Annotated in this window: 25 protein-coding genes; 12 read left to right on the top strand and 13 right to left on the bottom strand. The window is 72.6% G+C overall.

Going from position 1 to position 23,067, the window contains the following annotated elements; genetic code table 11:
• Positions 1-9 precede the first annotated feature (9 nt).
• The 3 genes from O7599_RS26345 to clpS all read right to left on the bottom strand — a co-directional run bounded on the left by O7599_RS26345 (position 10) and on the right by clpS (position 2,469).
• Positions 10-1,449 (bottom strand): amino acid permease, encoded by a 1,440-nt coding sequence (locus tag O7599_RS26345; RefSeq protein ID WP_281618092.1) that lies wholly within the window; start codon positions 1,447-1,449, stop codon positions 10-12.
• Between the two features lie 112 nt (positions 1,450-1,561).
• Complete coding sequence (locus O7599_RS26340; protein WP_281618091.1) at positions 1,562-2,161, bottom strand: DUF2017 domain-containing protein; 600 nt, start codon at positions 2,159-2,161, stop codon at positions 1,562-1,564.
• The gene (gene clpS / locus O7599_RS26335; protein WP_018834043.1) at positions 2,161-2,469 is read right to left on the bottom strand and encodes an ATP-dependent Clp protease adapter ClpS; all 309 of its coding nucleotides are present in this window, start codon (positions 2,467-2,469) and stop codon (positions 2,161-2,163) included. The genes O7599_RS26340 and clpS overlap by 1 nt, the downstream gene beginning before the upstream one ends.
• Positions 2,470-2,606: 137 nt before the next feature.
• Between clpS and O7599_RS26330 the strand changes: the two genes are divergently transcribed.
• Together O7599_RS26330 and O7599_RS26325 are read left to right on the top strand one after the other, a co-directional pair.
• Positions 2,607-3,941 carry a nicotinate phosphoribosyltransferase gene (locus O7599_RS26330; protein ID WP_281618090.1) on the top strand — a complete coding sequence of 445 codons (1,335 nt, stop codon included), beginning with the start codon at positions 2,607-2,609 and terminating at the stop codon, positions 3,939-3,941.
• A gap of 93 nt (positions 3,942-4,034) precedes the next feature.
• Positions 4,035-4,622, top strand: coding sequence for an isochorismatase family protein (locus O7599_RS26325; RefSeq protein ID WP_281618089.1), 588 nt, complete (start codon positions 4,035-4,037; stop codon positions 4,620-4,622).
• A 6-nt stretch (positions 4,623-4,628) separates the two neighbouring features.
• On the opposite strand, the gene O7599_RS26320 is transcribed toward O7599_RS26325, so the two are convergent.
• Together O7599_RS26320 and O7599_RS26315 are read right to left on the bottom strand one after the other, a co-directional pair.
• Entirely contained in the window at positions 4,629-4,934 is a 306-nt protein-coding gene (locus tag O7599_RS26320; protein WP_281618088.1) for a hypothetical protein, read from the bottom strand.
• Positions 4,935-5,049: 115 nt separating this feature from the next.
• Positions 5,050-7,233, bottom strand: coding sequence for an immune inhibitor A domain-containing protein (locus O7599_RS26315; protein WP_281623516.1), 2,184 nt, complete (start codon positions 7,231-7,233; stop codon positions 5,050-5,052).
• A gap of 530 nt (positions 7,234-7,763) precedes the next feature.
• On the opposite strand from O7599_RS26315, the gene O7599_RS26310 reads away from it, so the two are divergent.
• Positions 7,764-8,051: a hypothetical protein gene (locus tag O7599_RS26310; RefSeq protein WP_281618087.1), complete on the top strand. Its 288-nt coding sequence runs from the start codon at positions 7,764-7,766 to the stop codon at positions 8,049-8,051.
• A 113-nt stretch (positions 8,052-8,164) separates the two neighbouring features.
• Here the strand turns inward: O7599_RS26310 and O7599_RS26305 are convergent, their stop codons facing one another.
• Complete coding sequence (locus tag O7599_RS26305) at positions 8,165-9,304, bottom strand: RDD family protein (protein ID WP_281618086.1); 1,140 nt, start codon at positions 9,302-9,304, stop codon at positions 8,165-8,167.
• 55 nt (positions 9,305-9,359) lie between these two features.
• Complete coding sequence (locus O7599_RS26300; RefSeq protein WP_281618085.1) at positions 9,360-11,105, bottom strand: RDD family protein; 1,746 nt, start codon at positions 11,103-11,105, stop codon at positions 9,360-9,362.
• 184 nt (positions 11,106-11,289) lie between these two features.
• On the opposite strand from O7599_RS26300, the gene O7599_RS26295 reads away from it, so the two are divergent.
• The gene (locus O7599_RS26295; protein ID WP_281618084.1) at positions 11,290-11,760 is read left to right on the top strand and encodes an SsgA family sporulation/cell division regulator; all 471 of its coding nucleotides are present in this window, start codon (positions 11,290-11,292) and stop codon (positions 11,758-11,760) included.
• Positions 11,761-11,803: 43 nt separating this feature from the next.
• Here O7599_RS26295 and O7599_RS26290 read toward each other — a convergent pair whose 3' ends face one another.
• Complete coding sequence (locus O7599_RS26290) at positions 11,804-12,841, bottom strand: helix-turn-helix domain-containing protein (RefSeq protein ID WP_281618083.1); 1,038 nt, start codon at positions 12,839-12,841, stop codon at positions 11,804-11,806.
• A gap of 306 nt (positions 12,842-13,147) precedes the next feature.
• Here O7599_RS26290 and O7599_RS26285 point away from each other — a divergent pair, with 306 nt between their 5' ends.
• From O7599_RS26285 to O7599_RS26275, 3 genes are all read left to right on the top strand, one after another.
• On the top strand, positions 13,148-13,807 hold the full coding sequence (locus tag O7599_RS26285; RefSeq protein WP_281618082.1) for a helix-turn-helix domain-containing protein: 660 nt from the start codon (positions 13,148-13,150) through the stop codon (positions 13,805-13,807).
• Positions 13,808-14,024: 217 nt separating this feature from the next.
• Positions 14,025-14,777, top strand: coding sequence for a S16 family serine protease (locus tag O7599_RS26280; protein WP_281623515.1), 753 nt, complete (start codon positions 14,025-14,027; stop codon positions 14,775-14,777).
• Between the two features lie 96 nt (positions 14,778-14,873).
• Positions 14,874-15,386, top strand: a complete 513-nt coding sequence (locus O7599_RS26275) for an FBP domain-containing protein (RefSeq protein WP_281618081.1) — start codon at positions 14,874-14,876, stop codon at positions 15,384-15,386.
• Here O7599_RS26275 and O7599_RS26270 read toward each other — a convergent pair.
• The gene (locus O7599_RS26270; protein ID WP_281618080.1) at positions 15,364-15,888 is read right to left on the bottom strand and encodes an Lrp/AsnC family transcriptional regulator; all 525 of its coding nucleotides are present in this window, start codon (positions 15,886-15,888) and stop codon (positions 15,364-15,366) included. The two genes, O7599_RS26275 and O7599_RS26270, sit on opposite strands and share 23 nt — an antisense overlap.
• A 125-nt stretch (positions 15,889-16,013) precedes the next feature.
• Here O7599_RS26270 and hppD point away from each other — a divergent pair, with 125 nt between their 5' ends.
• Entirely contained in the window at positions 16,014-17,159 is a 1,146-nt protein-coding gene (gene hppD / locus O7599_RS26265) for a 4-hydroxyphenylpyruvate dioxygenase (RefSeq protein ID WP_281618079.1), read from the top strand.
• A gap of 218 nt (positions 17,160-17,377) precedes the next feature.
• Positions 17,378-18,769 carry an FAD-linked oxidase C-terminal domain-containing protein gene (locus O7599_RS26260; RefSeq protein ID WP_281623514.1) on the top strand — a complete coding sequence of 464 codons (1,392 nt, stop codon included), beginning with the start codon at positions 17,378-17,380 and terminating at the stop codon, positions 18,767-18,769.
• A gap of 22 nt (positions 18,770-18,791) precedes the next feature.
• Here the strand turns inward: O7599_RS26260 and O7599_RS26255 are convergent, their stop codons facing one another.
• Positions 18,792-19,238, bottom strand: a complete 447-nt coding sequence (locus O7599_RS26255) for an ATP-binding protein (protein WP_281618078.1) — start codon at positions 19,236-19,238, stop codon at positions 18,792-18,794.
• Between the two features lie 170 nt (positions 19,239-19,408).
• On the opposite strand from O7599_RS26255, the gene O7599_RS26250 reads away from it, so the two are divergent.
• Positions 19,409-20,254 (top strand): helix-turn-helix transcriptional regulator, encoded by an 846-nt coding sequence (locus tag O7599_RS26250; RefSeq protein WP_281618077.1) that lies wholly within the window; start codon positions 19,409-19,411, stop codon positions 20,252-20,254.
• A complete protein-coding gene (locus O7599_RS26245) occupies positions 20,251-20,442 on the top strand; it encodes a DUF397 domain-containing protein (RefSeq protein WP_281618076.1) in 192 nt (63 codons plus the stop codon). Before O7599_RS26250 ends, O7599_RS26245 begins: the two co-directional genes overlap by 4 nt.
• Here O7599_RS26245 and O7599_RS26240 read toward each other — a convergent pair.
• The 3 genes from O7599_RS26240 to O7599_RS26230 form a co-directional block, all read right to left on the bottom strand.
• Positions 20,420-21,007: a DUF6529 family protein gene (locus tag O7599_RS26240; protein ID WP_281618075.1), complete on the bottom strand. Its 588-nt coding sequence runs from the start codon at positions 21,005-21,007 to the stop codon at positions 20,420-20,422. The genes O7599_RS26245 and O7599_RS26240 overlap by 23 nt on opposite strands.
• 27 nt (positions 21,008-21,034) lie before the next feature.
• Positions 21,035-21,613 (bottom strand): hypothetical protein, encoded by a 579-nt coding sequence (locus tag O7599_RS26235; protein WP_281618074.1) that lies wholly within the window; start codon positions 21,611-21,613, stop codon positions 21,035-21,037.
• 146 nt (positions 21,614-21,759) lie between these two features.
• Entirely contained in the window at positions 21,760-22,452 is a 693-nt protein-coding gene (locus O7599_RS26230; protein ID WP_281618073.1) for an NAD(P)-binding domain-containing protein, read from the bottom strand.
• 87 nt (positions 22,453-22,539) lie between these two features.
• On the opposite strand from O7599_RS26230, the gene O7599_RS26225 reads away from it, so the two are divergent.
• Positions 22,540-22,908, top strand: a complete 369-nt coding sequence (locus O7599_RS26225) for a helix-turn-helix domain-containing protein (protein ID WP_281618072.1) — start codon at positions 22,540-22,542, stop codon at positions 22,906-22,908.
• The last annotated feature ends 159 nt before the right edge of the window (positions 22,909-23,067 follow it).

The following is a 23,067-nucleotide window of genomic DNA, read 5'->3' as shown; positions in this document are numbered from 1 at the left end:
GCCCGCCGCCTACTGCGCCCCCGCGGCGTACTCCGGCGCCGCCTCCCCCGTGCGGGCCGCGGCCCGCCGCCGGCTCAGCGCCCAGCCGCCCGACAGCAGCACCGCCCACCCGGCGCCCACGTACAGCGAGACGCGGGCGTCGGCGTCCAGCGCGGTGAGCACGGTGACGAAGGCGAGGAACGCCAACGCCAGCCAACTGCACACCACCCCGCCCGGCGCCGGGAACGACGAGGCGGGCAGCCGGCCGGCGACGACCGCGCGGCGGTAGCGGATGTGGCTGACGAGGATCATCGCCCACGTCCAGATGCCGGCGGCGGTGGCCACGGACATGACGTAGCCGAACGCCTTCTCCGGCACGAGGTAGTTGAGCACCACGCCGACGGACATGACCACGACCGACATGGCGATGCCCGCGGCCGGCACCCGGCGCGGGCTCAGTCTGCCGAAGAGCTTCGGCGCCTCGGCGTTGGCGGCCAGGTCGCGCAGCATGCGGCCGGTGGAGTACATGCCGGAGTTGCACGACGACAGGGCGGCGGTGAGCACGACGAAGTTCACGATGCCGGCGGCCAGCGGGATGCCGATCCTGCCGAAGGCGGCGACGAACGGGCTGACGCCGTCGCTGAACTCCGTCCACCGGACCACGGACAGGATGACGATCAGCGAGCCGACGTAGAAGACGACGATCCGCCACGGCAGCGTGTTGATCGCCTTGGGCAGGCTCTTCTCGGGGTGCGCGCTCTCGCCCGCGGTGACGCCGACGAGTTCGACGGCGAGGTAGGCGAACATCACGCCCTGGAGGGTCATGAGGCTGTCGCCGACGCCGTGGGGGAAGAAGCCGCCGTGGCTCCAGAGGTTCGTGGTGGTGGCGGTGGATCCGGCGGCGGAGAAGCCGAGGGTGAGGACGCCGACGCCGATGACGATCATGCCGATGATCGCGGTGACCTTGACCATCGAGAACCAGAACTCCAGCTCACCGAAGATCTTCACCGAGATCAGGTTGACGCCGAAGAGGAGCAGAAGGAAGCCGAGCGCGCTGAGCCACTGCGGGACGGCGGGCCACCAGTAGTTGATGTAGATCGCTGCGGCGGTCAGCTCGGTCATGCCGGTGACGGCCCACATCAGCCAGTACGTCCAGCCCGTGACGTACCCGAAGTAGGGGCCGAGGAACTCGCGCGCGTACTCGGCGAAGCTGCCCGAGACCGGCCGGTAGAGCAGCAGTTCGCCCAGGGCCCGCATGATGAAGAAGATGACGACGCCGGCGAGCGCGTAGAGGAGGATGAGGCTGGGCCCGGCCTTCTCGATGATCTTGCCGGCACCCAGGAAGAGGCCCACTCCGATGGCGCCGCCGATGGCTATCATCTGGATCTGGCGGCTGCCGAGCCCGCGCTCGTAGCCCTCGTCGGAGGCCCTGGCCGCGCGGCCGTCCTCCGGGACCTTCGCAGTGGTCATGTGGAGTTGTGCCCTTTCCCGTGCAGTCCCCCGACTGCAGCTTTACCACGGAAAAAGGGTGATTATGTGCACATTCACCCGAACGGGCCGTCCCGCGGCGGGGCCCACGGGCCTACGCCATCAGCGTCTCGATCAGGGTCTCCTGGAGCCCGCCCAGCCACAGGTACGCCATCACCATCGGCTTGCGCTCGTCCTCGTCCGGCAGCCGGAAGAGCACCTCGCCGTCGTCGTCGTCCCGGATGTCGAGCCGCGCGCCTATGGCCAGCCGCAGGTCGTTGAGCGTCGCGAGCCACTGCCGCGACTCCTCGGGGCCGATCTTGAGCACCGCGCCGCCGTCGCCCTGCATGGTCAGCATGTCGAGCCCGCGGACGACCGCCAGGGCGTTCTCCCGCTTGCTCTCGCGCAGCTCCGGCTCGGTGTAGCGGCGGAACTCCGCGGAGCGGGCCCGCTCCTCGTCGTCCGGCCCCTTGCCGGGCTCGCCGTACGCGTCGGGGAAGAGCCGCGCCAGCGCCGGGTCGGCCGGCGGCTTGCTGGGGCCCTCGGCGAAGAGCGCGTCCAGCGGGTCGGCGGCGGGCGGGGCGTCCGCGGGTTCGTCGCCGGGGCCGATCAGCTCCAGCAACTGCACGGTGAGCGTACGCAGGATGGAGATCTCCAGCTCGTCCAGCGCGACGGCCGCGCCGCCGCCGGGGACCGCCTCGAAGTGCCCCGCCATCAGCGGTCCTGCTGGAGGGTGGCCCACAGGCCGTAGCCGTGCATCGCCTGCACGTCCCGCTCCATCTCCTCGCGGCTGCCGCTGGAGACGATGGCCCTCCCCTTGGTGTGTACGTCCATCATGAGCTTGCGTGCCTTCTCCCTGGGATATCCGAAGTACGCCTGGAAGACGTACGTCACGTAGCTCATGAGGTTCACCGGGTCGTTGTGGACGATCGTCACCCAGGGGACGTCCGGTTCAGGCACCGCCGCGGGTGACTGGGACTCGACGGTCTCCGGGCGCTCGATCTCCGTGGGTGCGACGCTCACGGTTGGCGGCAACTCCTCGTTAGCTCCGGCTGCTACCGCAGCCCTGACGCCCCCCATGCTGCCACCCGAGGCCGTGCCGCAGCCATTCGGACACCCGAAATCGTCAGTGTGACGAGTATGGGCGTAGGATCAGGTGCATGTCGGAACTGAAGCTGCCGGTCACCGTCCCCTCGACGGCCCTCTTCACCGATCACTACGAGTTGACCATGGTCCAGGCCGCGCTGCACGCCGGCACCGCGGAGCGGCGCTCGGTCTTCGAGACCTTCACCCGCCGGCTGCCCGAGGGCCGCCGCTACGGCGTCGTGGCCGGCACCGGCCGCGTGCTGGACGCCCTGGAGAGCTTCCGCTTCGAGCCCGAGGTGCTGGCCTTCCTCCGCGAGCACGACGTGGTCGACGCCCCGACCCTGGACTGGCTCGCGGACTTCCGCTTCACCGGCGACATCTGGGGCTACCCCGAGGGCGAGGTGTACTTCCCCGGCTCCCCCGTGCTGCGCGTCGAGGGCGGCTTCGCCGAGTGCGTGCTGCTGGAGACCGTGGTGCTGTCGATCCTCAACCACGACTCCGCCATCGCCGCCGCCGCGTCCCGGATGGCCGTCGCCGCCGGCGGCCGGCCGCTGATCGAGATGGGCGCCCGGCGCACGCACGAGCTGTCCGCGGTGGCCGCCTCGCGGGCCGCGTACGTCGGCGGCTTCACCTCCACCTCCGACCTGGCGGCCGGCTTCCGCTACGCGATCCCCACCGTCGGCACCGCCGCGCACGCCTTCACGCTGCTGCACGACAGCGAGCGCGAGGCGTTCACCGCGCAGGTGGAGTCCATGGGCGTGGGGACCACGCTGCTGGTCGACACGTACGACGTGGCCGACGCGGTCCGTACCGCCGTGGAGGTCGCGGGTCCGGAGCTGGGCGCCGTGCGCATCGACTCCGGCGACCTGCTGCTGGTCGCGCACCGGGTGCGCCAGCAGCTCGACGAGCTGGGCGCGGAGAAGACCCGGATCATCGTCACCAGCGACCTCGACGAGTACGCCATCGCCTCGCTCGCCGCCGCCCCCGTGGACGCGTACGGGGTCGGCACCCGGCTCGTCACCGGCAGCGGGCACCCGACCTGCTCGATGGTCTACAAGCTGGTGGCCCGCGCCGCCTCCGACGCCCCAAACGCGCCGCTGGTGCCGGTGGCGAAGCGGTCGACCGGCGGGAAGACGTCCATCGGCGGACGGAAGTGGGCGGCCCGGCGGCTGGACGCGTACGGGGTGGCGGAGGCGGAGGTCGTCGGCACCGGGGAGCTGCCGGCGGAGCTGGCCGGGCGGGAGCTGCTGGTGCCGCTGGTGCGCGGCGGGAAGATCGTGGGCCGCGAGCCGATGGACGACGCCAGGGCGCGGCACGTCGAGGCCAGGGACGGGCTGCCGCTGTCCGCCACCCAGCTCTCCAGGGGCGAGCCGGTCCTGCCGACGGAGTACCTATCGGAACACGTATGACGCCCGGCCCAGCGGGCAGAGAACCGGGACGCGCGGCGCTTCGTTCCCCAGCGCTCCGTCCTTCCGACGCCGACTCACGAAGGGCATCGCACCATGCATCGTGCACTGATCGTCGTTGACGTGCAGAACGACTTCTGCGAGGGCGGCAGCATGGGGGTGACCGGCGGCGCGGACGTCGCCGCCGCGATCACCGACCTGATCGGCCGGTCCACCGCCGGCTACCAGCACGTCGTCGCCACCCGCGACCACCACATCGAGCCGGGCGACCACTTCTCGGCGCACCCGGACTTCGAGCACACCTGGCCGCGGCACTGCGTGGCCGGTACGGAGGGCGTCGGCTTCCACCCGAACTTCGCCCCGACCGTCGCCTCCGGCGCGATCTCGGCGGTCTTCGACAAGGGTGCGTACGCGGGGGCGTACAGCGGCTTCCAGGGGGCGGACGAGAACGGCGTGCCGCTGGCGGACTGGCTGCGCGCCCGGGAGGTGACGGAGGTCGACGTGGTGGGCATCGCCACCGACCACTGCGTGAAGGCGACGGCGCTGGACGCGGCGGCGGAGGGTTTCCGCACGCAGGTGCTGCTGGACCTGACGGCGGGGGTGGCCGAGGACACCACGCACCGGGCGCTGGGGGAGCTGGCGGACGCGGGCGTGGAGCTGACGGGCAAGCCGGTCGTCGGCTGACGCCGCCTACGTCGCCAGCCGGAACAGCGCCGCTATCGGGTGCCAGGGCTCGGTGTCGTCGTCGAGCGAGCCGCGCCAGACCAGCCCGTCGGGGTGGCACAGCACGGCGGTCACCTCGTCCGGCGTGGGCGGGTGCGCGTTGCCGCGGAGGTAGACGGAGCGCAGGCCGAGGTTGCGCAGCCGCGTCAGGGCCCTGGCGCGGTTCGCGGCGTGGACCAGGACGCGTATCCGCCGGCCCGGCACGGGGCCCGGCACGGAGACGGCGACGACCATGCTGCCGTCCGGCAGCTTGGTGAATCCTCCACCGCCCATGGCGCTCCTCACGTGGTCGTCCTGCGGTCCGGCTGCTCACGCCATCTTTACGCGATCGGCCGCCGCCCCGCCAGGGGCAGCGGCCGATACGCCTTTGACCTGCTGTTTTACCGGATCACCGAGCCGAGGGCGCCACCTGGACCGTCATGGTCCGGCCATGACCGGGCTCCTGGACGATGGAGATCTTCGTGTTGGTGTCGGGCACCTTCACGCTGCCGCCCTTGTTGCTTTCGTACCAGTACGTCCCCTTACGGTCGTCGAAGACCGAGACGCCCTTCTTCGACCTGATCTTCGCCGGCTTCCCGTCCTTGTGCAGGGTGAAGCCGTCGGTCCGCTGGGTGCTGAAGGCGGAGTCGTACGACTGGATGCGGTTGCGCATCAGCGAGCCGTCCGCCCACTTCTCCGGCTTCGCGTGCGCGTCGACCGGCAGCACCAGCCCCTCGCCGGGGTGCACGCTGGTGTTGTTGTCGAGCTGCGAGGTGTCCCACAGCCACACCACCAGGCCGTTCTGGTACGGGAAGTGCTCGACCCAGTCGGGCTTGTCGGTCGTCCAGCCGAAGTTGTACGGGCCGGTCTTGAGCGTCTTGTCGTACGACACGTACTGCCGGTTCTCGGCGATGTAGTACTGCGGGTAGTCCTTGGTGAACGACTCCTCGACGCGCGAGAACCCGTCCGCCGTCCAGCCCGCGTCGTCGCCCTCGGCGCCGTCCGCGAAGACCTCCTCGCCGTCCGCCGTGATCGTCAACGCGTCGGCGGCGAAGCCCTTCTGCGCCACCCCGCCGTCGGTCTGGTAGCGGAAACGGAGCTGGACCTCCTGGCCCGCGTAGGCGTCGAGGGAGTACGCCAGGTCGCGGTACTGGCCGGAGACGCCGGTCAGCGCCGGCCGGTCGCCGCCGTCGCGCGGGATCTGCGCGCCGTCGGCGGTGCCGTCGAGCGGGGTGAAGGTGGCGCCGTCGTCCGTGGAGACCTCGGCGTAGAGGAAGTCGTAGTCCTCCTCGATGTCCCACCAGCCCTTGAGGCTCAGCGAGGCGGCGGACCTGCCCGTCAGGTCGAGCGTGCGGGTCAGGGTGTTCGACAGGTCGTCGCCCATGCCGCTCCACCACTGCCTGGTGCCCTCGGCGGGCTTGGTGATGGTCGTGGTGACGGCCTTCTCCGGCAGCTCGACGACGAGCGCCTGCGGCCTGCCGTCCTTCTGCTCCTCGGCGCGGCCGAGAGTGTGCTTCGAACGCGTCGCGGCCTTGGCCGTCTCGTAGTCCAGCCAGCCGAGTTGCAGCTTGTCCCAGGCGGTCATGTCGCCGGGCAGGTCGCCGATGGCTTCCTTGCCGCGGCCGAGCCAGGAGCCGGAGGACATCAGCGACCAGAAGGCGGTGGAGTTCTCGCCGCCCGCGGTGTCGTACAGGTCGGGCAGGCCGAGGTCGTGGCCGTACTCGTGGGCGAAGACGCCGAGTCCGCCGTTCTCCGGCTGGACGGTGTAGTCGCCGACCCACACGCCGGTGTCGCCGATCTGGGTGCCGCCGGCCTTGTTCTCGCCGGGGCCCGTGCTGCCGGCGTCGGTGCCGTAGGCGTACCAGCGGTGCGCCCAGATGGCGTCCTCGCCCTGAACGCCGCCGCCGGCGGACTCGTCCTCGCCGGCGTGCACGAGCTGGAAGTGGTCGATGTAGCCGTCGGGCTCGTCGAAGGTGCCGTCGCCGTCGAAGTCGTAGCGGTCCCAGGCGTCGTACTCGGCGAGCTGCGCCTTGATCTCGGCGTCGGTCTTCCCGGCGGCCTTCTGGTCCTCGGCCCACTTCGCGGTCGCGTCGCGCACCAGGTCCCAGACGGAGGCGCAGGTGGAGTCGCCGCAGTAGTTGGAGCCGTAGCGGGCCTCGTTCCACTTCACCGAGACCCAGTCGCTGACCTCGCCGTCCACCGTGTACTTTCCGGAGGACTGCTTCTCGTAGTACTTCGCCATGGACTGCTTGTCCGCGTCCTTGGAGAAGTAGAGGTCCTGGTAGTGCTCCCGGTTGAAGTCGCCCTTCCAGTCGGTGGAGTTGTCCACCGCCCGGTCGGGCTCGGCTATCCGGTTGTGCGCGGGGCCCGGGTCGCCGCCGTACTTCACGACGGGCGGCTCGGGTCCTTCGGGCCCGTCCGGGTCGTACATGGTCTCGTTGTCGACGTCGTCGCCGAACTCGACCAGCACGGTGAAGATCTTGTCGGTCTTCGTCCCGGGGCCCAGCTCGGCGTACTTGCCGTCGTCCAGCTTGACGACGGTCGAGCCGTCCTTCTTCGCCCGCGGCAGCGCCTCGGTCTCGCCGGACAGCAACTGCTCCAGCGCGGCCTTCTGGCGCGCCTCCTGCTCCTTGCTGAACGGGCCGTCGAGATCGTGCTCCTGATGCTTCGGCGCCTGCGCCGGGTCCCGGCGCTCAAGCTGGGCCGCTCCGTCGCCGGTGTCGGCGGCCGCCTGGCCCAGGGGCAGGAGAGCCGCGCCGAGTGCGGCTGCAACCACCGTGGTGACGGCAGTATTTGACAACTTTCTTTGCCTGCTCTTCACGTTTGAGCTGTCCCTCCCGCGTCGCCGCACGAATAGGTGTGCCTGCATTCGACCGGAGTGAACAGAGAAAAGACAGTCTTGACTTGGACACTTCAGAGGACTACGGCACCGGAACACCGCGCCGCAGCCCCCGCCATGACACCGTGCGCCCCCTCGTGCACCCCCCGAGTGGGTAAGGTCACGCTTACTTGCAGTCCGGGCCGGGCAACGGCTTGGGTAGTGGGGGGCGGCTGCACGCACGGGGCCGCCCTTCGGCACGTTCACCCGTCCGTACCGATGCTGAGCCCACCAGGGGGGCTGCCATGCCGCGTCCGACTCTCTCCCAAATCCTGTACGGGTCGGCCACAGTCATCGCCTCAGCCGCAGCCATGCTGCTGCTCTCGCAGGCCGGCGCAGCCATCGCCCTCGTGGCGATCTGTGTCACCGCCCTGGCGCTCGGGGTGCTCGTCGCACTGACCGCTCCCGTGCCGCGCTCCCGCCGCGCTCCCGCCTTACCGGCGGAAGAGGCGGTCGTGGTGGCGCGGCCGGACGGGATCGCCGCACCCGCGGCGGACCGGCGGCCGGTCGGCGCGCAGTCCGCGCCGCACTGAGACGGCAACGGGGGCGCCCGCCCGGGCGCCCACGGGGGACGGGCCGAGGCAGGACAGCACGCGAAGCGGTCGGCGACCGAGGGGTCGCCGGCCGCTTCGCTGTGCCCGGCGGGTCAGGGGGTGAAGCGCTGGCCCTCGGTCGAGACCACGACGGTCCTGGCCGCCTTGTCGTGCACGCACTGGCGGTACGGCCTGTCCCAGGTGCACGACAGCACGTTGTAGAGCCAGAACAGGGTGCCGATGCAGGGCACGAGCCCCGGCAGCGAGTACACGGCCGCCCGGATCCAGCCCGGATTCCCGGCGGGGACCGCGCCGTTCTCCAGCATGCCGACGCGGATGCCCATGAGCTTCTTGCCGACGGTCTGGCCGCTGCGGGTGAGCATCAGGCCCTCGTACACGAGGTAGACGAGGATGCCGAAGAGGCCCCAGCCGTACTGGGAGCCGGTGTTGTCGGTGTCGGCGAAGTCGTCGATCTGGCCGATGAGGGTGAGGAAGAGCGACACCGGGATGTAGACGATCAGGGCGTCGATGATGCGCGCCAGCAGCCGGCGGCCGAGGCCGCCGAGCGGCGGCATGCCGGCGAGCCGCGGATCGGGCGCGCCGTACGGGGAGCCGCCGTAGCCGGGGTGGCTGCCGGGGCCGGGCTGGCTGCCGTAGCCGCCCTGGTCGCCGACGCCGTACGCGGGCGGGGGCGGGGGCATGGCGCCGGGCGGCTGGTCGTACGGGGAGCCGGCGCCGGGGGGCGGCGCACCGCCGTAGTCGGGTCCGGCGCCCGGGGACGGGGGTGCGCCGGGACCGGACGGCGACGTGGCGTCCGGGCCCGTGGGCGGTGTGGCGGCGGGACCTTCGGGCGAGGCCGCGTCGGGACCGGTGGGCGGGGCGGCGGCAGGACCGGCGGACGGCGTGGCCTCAGGCCCGGTGGGCGGGGTGGCGGCGGGGCCCTCGGACGAGGTCGCGTCGGGACCCGTGGGCGGAGTGACGCCGGGACCGGGTGCGGCGCCCTGTGCCGGGCCGCCGCCCGGCCGCTCGGACGTCGTCGGGCGGCCCACCGGACGCGTCGTACCACTGCCGCGGGCCGGCGGCCCGTGCCCCTCGTGTGACTCCTGCGCCCCGTGCTCGTCGCCAGGCGGCGGTTCCGCCTCCTCCTCCGGCCGCCGCGTGCCGTCGGACGGCGCGCCTTCCGCCGGCTGCTGCGCGCGCGTGGGCCTCCTGCGGTGCGGGTCGGCGCCCTCGCCGTGGTCGGAGCTCGTCATGCACCGAGTCGACCGCGGGCGCCACCGGCCCGCACTCCGGGCGCGGCCGAACGGCTCAGCCGCGCGCCACGTACGTGCGCCCCGCCTTGTCGTGCCAGCACTGCCGCCACGGCTTGTCGAAGGCGCACCAGATGACGTTCACCAGCCCGATCAGCGGCAGCAGCAGGAACACCGCGTACGTCAGCCACCGGCGCAGCGCCGAGCCGGTCGCCGGCGGGTCCTGCGACTCGATGTCCAGCACCCGCACGCCGAAGAGGCGCTTCCCGGGCGTACGCCCCCACTTCGCGGTCGGCAGCGCCTCCACGATCAGGCCGAGCACGAGGAAGAGGCCGAGGACCAGGGCGAGGTACGGACCCGTGGTGCCGTCGACGAGCCAGACCGTGACGGTCTTGCCGGACTCCTCGGCCGCGTCGATCTTGTCCTGCACGTGGTCCACGGACTTGCTCACCAGCGGCACCGCGACCGCGGCGACGACGCCGCCGACCAGCAGCGCGTCCACGAGCCGGGCGCCGAGGCGGCGGCCGAGCCCGGCGGGCGGGGCGGTGCCCTGCGCGGCGCTGAGGAAGGGGTCCTCCGTCGGCGGGCGCCACGGCACGACCGGCGGTTCGCCCGCCCCCGCGCCGCCGCCCTGCGGCAGCTCGGCGCGGGCGGCCCGCTCGGGGAGCTGCGCGGCGGGCGGCTGCTGCGGGGCGGCGGGCGGGGCCGTGCGCGCGGCCGGGGTCAGCGGCGGCGCGGCGTGCCCGCCCTGCGGCGCGAGCTGCGGCTGCGCGGGGCGCGGCTGCGGCAGCTCGGGCGTGCCCGGCGACGGCGGCGGGGACACCGGTACGTCGGGGGCCGTGGGCGCCGGCCGCGCCTGCGGCGGTTCGGGGGTGGCCGGTGCGGGGAGGGCGTGGGGCACGTCGGGCTCGGTCGGCGACGGCGCGTAGCCGCCGGCGGCCTGCCGCGGGTCCGCGGCCCCGAACCCGGAGTCGGCGCCTGCTTCACCCCGCCCCGTGGGCCCGGGCTCGCGCGTCTCCTCGGGAGCCGCGGGCGCCGGTACGGGTGCCGGCCCCGCCAGCCGCCGCACCTGCTCGCCCCACGAGCCGCCGCCCACGCGCGGGTCGCGGCCGAGCGGCACGCCCGGCCGGTCCTCGTCGTACGCACCCGGGGCGGCCTGCCCGCCCTCCTGCTCCGCCGCGCTCTCGCCCGCCCGGCGCGCTCCCGGCACCCGGGGCTCCTCCTCGGCGCGGGCCGGGTCCGGCGCGCCGCCGCCCAGCTCGGCCGGCACCGTGAGCGCCGGCGGTTCCTGCGGGTCACGCGCGCCCCAGGCGACGCGGCTGTCGGCCCGTTCCGCCACGTCCACGACGTCGACCGCCTGCCACGCGCCCTGCGCGTCCGCCGGCTCCCCGGCGGCGGCCGCGGCCTCGGCCGCGTCCCGGACGTCGTCGCGTACGTCGTCCTGGGCTCCCCCGCGCGCGTGCCGCCCGCGGGGGGCGGGCGGGGCGTCGAGCGGCTCCTCCTCGTCGAGGAACACCGGTCCCGTCTCGCTCGGCGACGGGCCGGACGCGGCGGCGGGCGGGGCGTCCGCGGGACCCTCCGTGCCCTCCGGGCTCCCGGTGCCCGCAGGGCCTTCGGTGCCGCCCGCGCTCTCCCGCCCCTCGGCGGTCGCGGCCGGCTCCTCCTCGCCCTCCTGTGCGCGGCGGCTGGTGCCGGGAACCCACGCCGCACCGTTCCAGTACCGGACGTAGCCCGGGATGGAGGGGTCGGGGTAGTAACCGGGGCCGGGGATCCCGCCGCCGGAGGGTGGTGTCGGGGCGCTCATAGGGACCACATCTACCAGAACCCGCGGACGGCCGGGTCCGCCTCACCCCCGTTCCGCCTTAAGAGACTTGTCGAACGATCGGGGGAACTCTGCGGAAGTCGCGTAAGAGCACGGCGGTTGGCCCCTCTCTTCTCACACAGGCCCGCCGGACCTGCGTGAGGCTCGACAAGAGAGGTGCCACACCATGCGGACCGTGGTGGAACGCGAACTGGAGCTGCGGCTCGTCCTGTCGCCGGAAAGAAGTGTTCCGGTTCCGTCCAGACTGACGTACCGGTCGTCCGACCCGTACGCCGTCCACATCAGCTTCCACATCGGCTCGGCGGCCCCGGTGCGATGGTCGTTCGCCCGCGAGCTGCTCGTGGAGGGGGTGTTCCGGCCGTGCGGCCACGGGGACGTGCGCGTCTGGCCGACGAAGTCCGCGGCCGGGAGCGTCATCTGCCTGGCGCTGACGTCCTCGGACGGCGACGCGTTGATCGAGGCCCCGGCCGCCGCGGTCTCCACCTGGCTGGAGCGCACGCTGCGGGCCGTGCCCCCGGGTGCGGAGGTGACGCAGCTCGGTCTGGACGAGGGGCTGCGGGAGCTGCTGGGGTCCGCGACGCGGGACGAGTTGTGGCTGAGCGACCCGTGGCCGTCGGACGAGTCCGGCGACACGTGAGCGCCGCGACCCGTTGCCCGGCGGCCCGTTGTCCCGCCGCCCGTTACGCCGCCGTCCCCGCCGGGAGCTGCCCCGGGCCGCGGAACGTGCCCCGGTACGCGGTCGGCGAGACGCCCAGCGCCGCCTGCATGTGCTGCCGCAGCGACGCCGCCGTGCCGAACCCCGCGTCCGCCGCGACCCGGTCGATGCTCCGGTCCGTCTCCTCCAGCAGGTGCCGGGCCCGCTCGATGCGCTGCCGGGTGAGCCACTGCAGCGGCGTCACGCCGGTCTCCTCGCGGAACCGGCGGCTGAAGGTCCGTACGCTCATCGACTCCCGCGCGGCCAGGTCGCGCAGCGCGAGGGGCCGGTCGAGGTGCGCCAGCGCCCAGGCGCGGGCGCGGCCGGTGGTGGACAGCTCCGGCTCGGCCACCGGCCGCGGCACGTACTGCGCCTGCCCGCCGTCGCGGTGCGGGGGCACGACGGTGCGGCGGGCGACGTCGTTGGCGACGGCGGCGCCGTGGTCGGACCTGATCATGTGCAGGCACAGGTCGATGCCGGCGGCCTCGCCCGCGGAGGTGAGGACGCCGCGGTCCTCGGTGTAGAGCACGTCGGGCCGGAGCCGTACGGCCGGGAAGCGGCGGCGGAACAGCTCGGCGGACTTCCAGTGCGTCGTGGCCAGGCGCCCGTCGAGCAGGCCCACGGCGGCGAGCACGAACGCGCCGGTGCAGACGGACGCGACGCGCGCGTCGGGCCGTACCCGCCCGAGGGCCGCCCGCAGCGCGGGCGACGGCTCCCCCTGCCCCGCGCCCTCCGCCGCGCCCTCGATCGCGTCCTCGGCGTGCGACGCGGGCACCACGACGGTCCCGGCGTCGTCCAGCGCCTCCGGGCCGCGCTCGACGAGCACCGGGAAGTCCGCGTCGGTACGCACCGGGCCCGGCCGCAGCGCGCAGGTGACGACCTCGTACAGCCGCCGCCCCGCGGCCTCGGCGGAGCCGAACATCTGGTGGACGAGGCCGAGTTCGAGGGGCATCACGCCGTCCCGTACGAGGACGGCGACGCGGTGCGGCGGGCCGGTGGGGGCGATCTCTGCGGAGCCGGTCATGGCACGATTCTTCCATGTGCGGTTAATCCGGCCACTCAAGTCCGTTGCGCCGCACGCAACGATCACAAAAGGCGACCCGCGTGGAAGATCCTGACCGGATTCTGGACGGGGTCTTCCGCTGAGCGGTGCCGCTCGCTAGGTTTCCGCACACCCCGCCGCACAGGCGGAGGCGGGGCTCCCAGATCCACGGCAGAGCCGCCGTGGACACAAGCCGGCGCCACGTGCGGCCGGCGGCTCCAGGCGCCGGCGCTGCAAGGGACGGGTGCGTCGGCGCGGGAAGGGCCGCACATCACTTGAGGAGGCGGCGTGCCCGCAGAGACCTCCCAGACCCTCGACCGTGGACTCCGCGTGCTGAAGCTGCTCGCCGACACCGACCACGGCCTGACCGTCACCGAGTTGTCGCACAAGCTCGGCGTCAACCGCACCGTGGTGTACCGCCTGCTCGCGACCCTGGAGCAGCACGCCCTCGTCCGCCGCGACCTCGGGGGCCGCGCGCGGGTCGGGCTCGGCGTGCTGCGGCTGGGCCGGCAGGTGCACCCCCTGGTACGGGAGGCGGCGCTGCCGGCGCTGCGCTCGCTCGCCGAGGACGTCGGCGCGACCGCGCACCTGACGCTGGTCGACGGCAGCGAGGCGCTGGCCGTCGCGGTCGTCGAGCCGAGCTGGACCGACTACCACGTCGCCTACCGCGCCGGCTTCCGGCACGCCCTGGACCAGGGCGCGGCGGGACGGGCGATACTCAAGGGCCGCGGCCTCGGCCCGGGCGCGTGCGAGACGGACGCGGAGCTGGCGCTGGCCCTGACCCACGGCGAACTGGAGGCGGGCGCGAGCGGGGCGGCGGCGCCGCTGCTGGGGGTGTCGGGCATCGAGGGCAGCGTGGGCGTGGTGATGCTGCACGAGATCGTGCCGGGCGAGGTGGGCCCGCGGGTGGTCACGGCGGCCAGAGAGGTGGCCCAGGCGCTGCGCTAGCCGCGCGGAGCGCGGTGCGACCGGTGAGGGACCACCCGGCGCCGCCTGCCCGGCGCGGGAACGTACGCGGCACGGCGCGCCGGACCCGGCATCCTGCGCAGCCCGCTCCGGCGGGCACCGCGCGCCCGGCCAGGGCACCGCGCGGCCCGCCCCGCGCGGATCCGGCTCCGCCCGCCCGGCGAGGGCACCGTAGATTGGGGCCGTGCCCTCTCGCCGTGTGACCCTCGCGCTCGCCGCGGTGCCCGTCGCCGGGCTGCTCGCCGCCGCGGCGTTCGTCCCGCTGCCGTTCTCGCTCGCCAAGCCCGGGATGACAGCCGACGTGCTCGGCGACCACCGGGGCAGTCCGGTCATCTCCGTCTCCGGGGCGGAACAGCACCCCACGGACGGCGAGTTGCGGATGACGACGATCGCCGCGACCGGACCGGAGGTCGACCTGCGCCTCGCGGACATCGCGTCCGGCTGGTTCGCCACCGACGAGGCCGTGATGCCCAAGGACTCCGTCTATCCCGTGGGCGACTCCCGAAAGGAGATCCGGGAGTACAACGCTGAGCAGATGCGGGAGTCCCAGAACACCGCCGTCACCGCCGCCCTGAACCACCTCGGCCGCGACCCCGGCAGCGTGGACGTCGAGCTGCGCCTCACCGACGTCGGCGGGCCCAGTGCCGGGCTCTTCTTCGCCCTCGGGATCATCGACAAGCTCGGCCCCGACGACCTGACCGGCGGCGAGGTCATCGCCGGTACGGGCACGATCGCCCGCGACGGCACCGTCGGCGCGGTCGGCGGCGTGCCGCTGAAGACGCAGGCCGCGAAGCGCGACGGGGCGACGGTCTTCCTGGTGCCGGCGGCGGAGTGCGCCGACGCGGAGTCGGAGCTGCCCGACGGGCTGCGGCTGGTGCCGGTGGAGGAGCTGTCGGACGCGGTGGCGTCGCTGAAGGCGCTGAAGTCCGGCGGCGACGTGCCGAGCTGCTGACTCCTGCCCCGGCAGGGGCTGCGCGGACCGGCGCGGGGCCCGTACGGGCCGGAATTCGCGTGCGGTCCGTACGCCCGCTCCGTAAGGTCGGCCGACGTGGAACCGCTCAGTGAGAAACAGATCCGTGCCTCCTTCGTGAACAGCACCAAAGGCGACGCCGCCCGGCTCAGGCTGCCGCTCGACTTCGCCGCGGTGCCCTGGGCGGACCTGGACTTCCTCGGCTGGGTGGACCCAGGAGCCCCGCTCCGCGCCCACCTCGTCGTCCCCCGCCCGGACGGGCCCCTCGGGATAGCCCTGCGCGTCCCGGCGGCCGGCCGCGCCAGCGCGGTGCGCTCCCGCATGTGCCAGCTCTGTCTGACCGCGCACTCCTCCTCCGGCGTCCGCCTCCTCGCCGCCCCGCTGGCGGGCGCGCGGGGGCGGCAGGGGAACACGGTCGGCCTGTACGTCTGCGCCGACCTGGCCTGCTCGCTCTACCTGCGCGGGAGGCGGCAGCCGAAGCTGCGTACCGTGCCCCAGGAGGAGTCGCTGACGGAGGCCGAGCGCGTCGCGCGCATGTGGGGCAACCTTGAGGGCTTCGTGACGAAGGTCACCGCCCCGGCGGGCCCGTAGGCCCGCCGGTGCTCCCCCCGCTCCGATCCCCCTCGGGTGCGCCCCCAGCCGCCTGGCGCACCAGCGGGACGATCCGCAGCGGCACCGGGTTCTCCATCACGATCGCCGTCGACGCCCGCACGATGCCGTCGAAGCCGACGACGAGGTCGATCACCCGCTGCAGGTCGGCGTTCGACCGCGCCACCAGCCGGCACAGCATGTCGCCGTGGCCCGTGATCGTGTGCAGCTCCAGCACCTCCGGCACCCGCGCGAGGTGGCTGCGGACGTCCGTGCCCTGGCCCTGCTTGATCTCCAGGGTGGCGAACGCGGTCACCGGGTAGCCCAGAGCCGCCGGGTCGACGTCCGGGCCGAAGCCGCGGATGACGCCCCGGGAGCGCAGTCGGTCGAGGCGGGCCTGCGTGGTGCCGCGGGCGACGCCGAGGCGGCGGCTGGCCTCCAGCACGCCTATGCGCGGCTCGTTCGCGAGCAGCTCCAGCAGCCGGCCGTCGAGCTGATCGATCATTTCGCGCGCTCCTCGCTGGTCAGCTTGCACAGATAGCCCGGCCCGTCCCGCGTCACACCGGTCAAGGTGTCCAGTGATTTCGGCAACTATTGCACACCTTGCCAACCGGAGAGACCCTTTTGAGCATGACCGAGACCATTGATCAGCCCGCTCCGCAGATCCGGCAGGACGACCCCTTCCCGGTGAAGGGGATGGACGCCGTGGTGTTCGCGGTCGGCAACGCCAAGCAGGCCGCCCACTTCTACTCCACCGCGTTCGGCATGAAACTGGTCGCGTACTCCGGACCGGAGAACGGCAGCCGCGAGACGGCCAGTTACGTCCTGGAAAACGGCTCCGCCCGTTTCGTCTTCACCTCCGTCGTCAAGGCCGCCACCGACCGCGGCCGGTTCCTCGACGCGCACGTCGCCGAGCACGGCGACGGCGTCATCGACCTCGCCCTCGAAGTCCCCGACGCCCGCGCCGCGTACGCGCACGCGGTCGCGCAGGGCGCCACCGGCCTGGAGGAGCCGTACGAGCTGAAGGACGAGCACGGCACCGTGGTGCTCGCCGCCATCGCGACGTACGGCCAGACCCGCCACACCCTCGTCGAGCGCACCGGCTACGACGGCCCGTACCTGCCGGGCTACGCGGCCGCGGAACCCCTGGTCGCGCCGCCGGCGCGGCGGACGTTCCAGGCCGTCGACCACTGCGTCGGCAACGTCGAGCTCGGGAAGATGGACGAGTGGGTGGCCTTCTACAACAAGGTCATGGGCTTCACGAACATGAAGGAGTTCGTGGGCGACGACATCGCCACCGAGTACTCCGCGCTCATGTCGAAGGTCGTCGCGGACGGCACGCTGAAGGTCAAGTTCCCGATCAACGAGCCGGCGCCGGGCAAGAAGAAGTCCCAGATCGACGAGTACCTGGAGTTCTACAACTCCCCCGGCGTGCAGCACATCGCGCTGGCCACGAACGACATCGTCGCCACGGTACGGACCATGCGCGCGGCCGGCGTCGCGTTCCTCGGCGTGCCGGACGCGTACTACGACACCCTCGGCGAGTGGGTCGGCGACACCCGCGTACCGCTCGACGAGCTGCGGGAGTTGAAGATCCTCGCCGACCGCGACGAGGACGGCTACCTGCTGCAGATCTTCACCAAGCCGGTGCAGGACCGGCCGACGGTGTTCTTCGAGATCATCGAGCGGCACGGCTCGATGGGCTTCGGAAAGGGCAACTTCAAGGCGCTGTTCGAGGCCATCGAGCGCGAACAGGACAAGCGCGGCAACCTCTGATCCGCCGGCTTCGCTATGCCGCACGAGCGCCGCCGCCCGGCGTTCCGCCCCCGACGTGGAGGTGGAGGGCTCCGGGCGGTGGCGCTCGGGCTCGTCCTGCTCTCCCACGCGGGTCTCCCCTGGCTGGACGCCCAGCTCCCGCGGGTGGCGTGAGGGTGACGTGAGGGGTTTCGCCGGAAGCGGAGTCGTTGCAGGCTGAATACATGCAGGCTGAAGAGATGAGCGGTCAGGCAGCAGTCGGGGACGAGGCACTGATCACCGCACTCCGCACGGGCCTGCCCGCCGCGGCGGTGCTGACGGACCCGGACGTCACCGCGTCGTACGCGGGCGACATGGCCGGGTTCTGCCCCTCCGGCACGCCCGCGGCGGTGGTGCTGCCGCAGACGGTCGAGCAGGTGCAGCACGTGATGCGGACGGCGACGTCGATGCGCGTCCCCGTCGTCCCGCAGGGCGCCCGCACGGGCCTGTCGGGCGCGGCGAACGCGGACGACGGGGCGATCGTGCTGTCCTTCCTGAAGATGGACCGCATCGTGGAGATCGACCCGGTCAACCGGATCGCCGTCGTCGAACCCGGCGTCGTCAACGCCGCGCTCTCCCGCGCCGTCGCCGACCAGGGCCTCTTCTACCCGCCGGACCCGTCGAGCTGGGAGTCATGCACGATCGGCGGCAACATCGGCACCGGCTCCGGCGGCCTGTGCTGCGTGAAGTACGGCGTCACCGCGGAGTACGTCCTCGGCCTCGACGTCGTCCTCCCGGACGGCCGCCTGCTCACCACCGGCCGCCGCACCGCCAAGGGCGTCGCGGGCTACGACCTGACCCGCCTCTTCGTCGGGTCGGAGGGCAGCCTCGGCGCGGTGGTCGGCGCCACGCTGGCCCTCAAGCCGGCGCCCGGGCAGCAGTTGGCGCTGGCGGCGGAGTTCCCGTCGGCGGCGGCGGCGTGCGACGCGATCTGCCGCATCATGGCGGGCGGACACGTGCCGTCGCTGCTGGAGCTGATGGACCGTACGACGGTACGAGCCGTCAACGCCCTCACGAAGATGGGCCTCCCCGAAACCACCGAGGCCCTCCTCCTCGCCGCCTTCGACACCCCCGACCCGGCCGCCGACCTCGCCGCCCTGGGCGCCCTCTGCACGGCGGCCGGCGCCACGGAGGTCGTCCCGGCCGCGGACGCCGCCGAGTCGGAGCTGCTCCTCGCCGCCCGCCGCGCCGCCCTCCCGGCCCTGGAGGCGATGACCGGCACCACGATGATCGACGACGTCTGCGTCCCCCGCAGCCGCCTCGGCGCCTTCCTCGACGGCGTCGCCGAGATCGCCACGACGTACGACCTGACCATCGGCACCTGCGTCCACGCCGGCGACGGCAACACCCACCCGAACGTCTGCTTCGACCCGGCCGACGAAGACGAGTCGGCGCGGGCCCGGAAGTCGTTCGACGCGATCATGGCGCTGGGGCTGGAGCTCGGCGGCACGATCACGGGGGAGCACGGGGTGGGGCTGCTGAAGAAGGAGTGGCTGGCGAAGGAGCTGGGGCCGGTGGGACTGGAGTTGCAGCGGGAGATCAAGGCGGTCTTCGACCCGCTGGGCATCATGAACCCGGGCAAGCTGTTCTGAGGCGCGGGGAGTAGGGCCGGGACTACCGGCGGACTTCGGCCCAGACGGTCTTGACGGCGACGTGGGGCTGAAAGCACCCCCACCGTTCCGCGAACGCGGCGACGAGGACGAGCCCGCGCCCGTGGTCGCTGTCCGCGTGGGTCTGGGTCGTACCGGCCATCGCGGCGGTGGGCACGGGGCGTTCGGGGCGGGCGTCGGAGACCTCGATCCGTACGACGTGCTCCTGCAGATGCAGCCGCAGCCTGAAGTACCGCCCCCGCAGCCGCCCGTGCACGGCCGCGTTGGCGGCCAGCTCGGCGGTGACGACGGCGACGGCCTCGGCGGTGGAGCTGTCGCGGGGGATGCCCCACTCGCCGAGCTGGTGCAGGGCGAGGAGGCGGGCGCGGCGGGCGCCGCGGGGGGTGGGGCTGAAGAGGACGGAGAGGACGGGGAGGGCGGGGAGGGCCGGTTCGGCGGTTGGTGCGTGCATGAAGCAACCGTGGCGGGGGGTGGGAGGGGGCGGGCAGGGTTGCCGGCCGACAGGAGCATCACGTACGAGAGGGGGCTGGCTTTGTACGAGCCCATGACCGAAACCCTTGCCGATACGTGTCGTTGTACCCGGATAGCACGCGCGTACGACGAGACAGGGGCGTGGGACAGATGGGGAACAACAACCGCCGCCGGGGAAAGCGCATCAACGACGACGACAGGCCGGGGAGCTGGGTCGCGTACGGCAAGCTGCTGAAGTTCTTCCGCACGAAGGCGGGGCTGACGCAGGAGGAGTTGGCCGACCGGATGGGGTATTCGCCGGATCACTGCGCGTCGGTGGAGCAGGGGCGGCGGCCGGCGAAGGGGGAGTTCACGGAGCGGGCGGAGGATGTGGTGGAGGCGGGGGGCGTGTTGGCGGAGTTGCAGGATGAGGTGGACTTCGCCCAGTTACCCACATTCTTCCGCGACTTGGCGGTGCTGGAGAAGGAGGCGGTGATCCGGTTCTCGTACGATCCGCTGGTGATCCCGGGCCTGCTTCAGACGGAGGAATACGCGCGGACACTGCTGAGCGGCGCATACCCACCCATCGACGAGGAGACGGTCGAAAAGTTGTTGACGGCACGCCTCGCGCGGCAGTCTCTGCTCACCCGCAGAAAGCCCATGGTGACGTTCGCCTTCCTCATCGAGGAGGCCACGCTGCAACGCATGGTGGGGGGTCGCGAGGTGATGCGAGTGCAGCTCCGCCGACTGCTGGAGTGCGCGGAGCTGCTGAATGTCGAGGTCCAGATCATGCCCTCATCACGAGCGGTGCATGTCGGCCTGGACGGGCACATGGTGTTGTTGGAAACGGCCGATGGTAAGCAGTTCGTCTACGTCGAGGCACAAGGCTGCGTGATGTCTCGGGTTGGCCGGGACCAGACGAGCGCCTTCTGGCTCCGTTACGGTTCAATGCGCGCATGCGCCCTCAGCACCGAGGAGTCGGTGCGCTTGATCGAGCAAGTGGCAGGAGAGCTATGAACGAGCTGGCCTGGTTCAAGTCGAGCTACAGCAGCGTGCAGGGCGGCGACTGCATCGAGATAGCCCCGTCCCCCGACACCATCCACGTACGGGACTCGAAGGACCCCCACGGGCCCGTACTCCGCTTCACCCCCGAAGCCTGGACCGAGTTCATCGCCCTGGTCGTCACTCCAGACCGGGAACGGTGAAGTCGTTCAGGACCCACAGGGCTCCCGAGTACCACATCACCCCGATCGCGACGAACAACGCGCTGCCCGCCGCGGGGAGCATCCAGCCGGGCAAACGGCGGCTGCGTACCACCAGGACCTTGGCGACGAAGGCTCCGTACAGCGCGCAGCCCATGACGGAGTGCAGGTGGACCCGGGTGCTGGTGGTTTCCACGCCGTAGGTGCGGATGCAGTGGATGGCGATGGGCACGGACAGCAGGAAGGCTCCCCACCCCAGCACCCGGTGCGTGAGGCGCACGGGGCGGGACCCGGCGGAGAGGGCGGGCAGGAGCCCGTACATCCAGAGGGCCAGCAGGACCTGGACGACTGCGAGGCCGAACAGGGCGGTGCCCAGGCGGGCCTTGAGGGTGACCGCGGCCTCGCCCGTTTCGCCGAAGAGGCTCGTCGTGTAGACGGGTGTGTGGTGCTCAGCGACCAGCCAGATCACCACCGCCGTGGCCACCGGCAGCGCGGCGCCGACGACGAAGAAGGCGCCGCGTGCCGGTGAGGGCCGGCGGTGGGATCGGTGAGCGGTCTTCGAGGTCACGTCGATGGCCCGTTCGTCGGGACGTGACTAGTAACCCGACCCGCCCGGCGAACTCGACTTCCCCGAGTCGCCCTTGACGACCTTGTTGCCGTCGGCGTCGAGGACGTACCACTTGGCGCCGAACTGGTCGAGGCCCTGGCCGTTGGTGTCGCCGGGGTTGGAGTCGCCCTGGTAGGTGTAGAGGGGGTGGCCGTTGTAGGTGACCTGGGTCTTCCCGTCGGACCGCTTCGAGGTGTCGAGCATCTTGTCCTGCGCCGAGCCGCCGGCCTTGGGGGTTCCGGAGGTCTCCAGCGGCGGCCAGGCTTTGGCGCATTCTCCGTCGCAGGTCGAGGTCGTGGACGTGTCCTTCTCGAACAGGTAGAGGGTGTTGCCCTCTTCGTCGACCAGGATGGTGCCGAGCTTGCCGGCCGAGGCCGTCTTCACGGTGCCCTTGTCGCTGTCCTCCGCGACGCTCGACGCCTTGCTCGTTGCCTTGGTTGATGCCTTGGTCGAGGCGGTCGCCTCTGCCGAGGCCGAGGAACCTCCGTCGTCGCTGGAACACCCGCTCGCGGCGGTCATCATCACAATCGCGGCCGCGCTCACGACGGCCAGGCGGATACGCCTCATCTCAGCTCCACAATTCGTGAGGCCCGATGGTGGTGGGCCGAATAATGGCAGATTGCCTGATTTAAGACTTCTCGGCAGTCCGTGGGCCCAGGGGGCACCGCCACGTGCGTCGAGATTCACCGAGATGGCGGCGCGCCGTCGCGGGGCTACGGGGTCGTGCCGACCGCGCTTCCCTGGTGGCCGGTCGGCCCGGCCGGCCCGGTCGCGTAGGCCAGGGGTGGCGCAATCGCTTGCGCGTCCGCGCCTTCACCGACCCAGAGGGAGATGAACAGGGCGGCGGTCGCTTCCAGGAGCCCGGCCCGTTCGAGCCCGCCGCCGGCGACGGGTACGCAGCCGACGTCCCGTACCAACCGGCGTACGGGCGCGAGGGCCGCCTCGTCGTCGCCGCAGACCGGCACGGCCAGCGGGCGCCCGCCGAAGACGGGCGGGCGCATGCGCCACACGTCTTCGTGGCAGAGGTTGAAGGCTTTGACCACGTGGGCCCCGGGCGCCGCCGCGGCGAGGCGCTGCGCGGCCGAGGGGCCGCCGTCGGTCAGGAGGCGGAAGCCGGGCCCGACGGGGTTGGCACAGTCGAGCAGCACCTTGCCGTCGAGGGCGGCGCGCAGGTCCCGTACGACGGGGGCGCCTGCCTCGAAGGGGAGGGCGGCAAGCACGACGTCCTGGCCGGACTCGGCGGCGGCGCGGAGGCCGCCGGCCGTGGTACCGGCGCCGAGGCGTGAGGCGAGGTGCTGCGCTTTGCGGGGGTCGCGCCCGCCGATGGTGACGTGGTGGCCGGCGCGCACCCAGTGGGTGGCGAGGGCGTGGGCCATGTTGCCGGTTCCGAGTACGCCGATTCTCATCACGCGTCGTTCCTCTCTTGCTGCACGAGCCTTGCTGCCCGAGCTTTTCCACCGACGCTAGAAGGCTGTTCAGGCACCATTTGGTACGTGACGACAGATGCCTTCCTCGCCGACTGCCGCGCCCGCCTCGCTTTCGACCTGCTCTCCAACACCTGGAACGCGGTGGTGCTGTGGGCGCTGCGCGACGGCCCGAGACGGCCGGTCGACCTGCGGGCACGGATCGGGGGGATCAGTTCGAAGGTGCTGACGGAGACGCTGCGGCGGCTGCAGTTCAACGGCCTGGTCGAACGGGTGGAGGGACGTGGGCCGGCGGCGGGGCGGGTGGAGTACGGGCTGACCGCGCTGGGGGAGAGCTTGCTGGCGCCGATCGGCGCGGTGGGGGCGTGGGCTTTCGCGCACGGGGACGAGGTGATGGCAGCCCAGGAGGCGGCGTGCGAACCGGGGCGGAGGGAGTAGGCGCGGGGGCGCGGGGGCGCGAAGACCCGAAGGCCCGAAGGCGCGGGGCTCTACGGGCAGCGGCCAGGGTGACCCGAGCAAGAATCAAGCTCCCCCGCACACCCGCACACCCGCGCAGGCCCCAAGGCCCTCACCCCCCAGGCCACCAGGCCCCCTCCT

Source organism: Streptomyces sp. WMMC500 (genome assembly GCF_027497195.1).
Taxonomy (GTDB): Bacteria; Actinomycetota; Actinomycetes; order Streptomycetales; family Streptomycetaceae; genus Streptomyces.
This window is presented reverse-complemented; position numbering and strand designations above follow the sequence as displayed.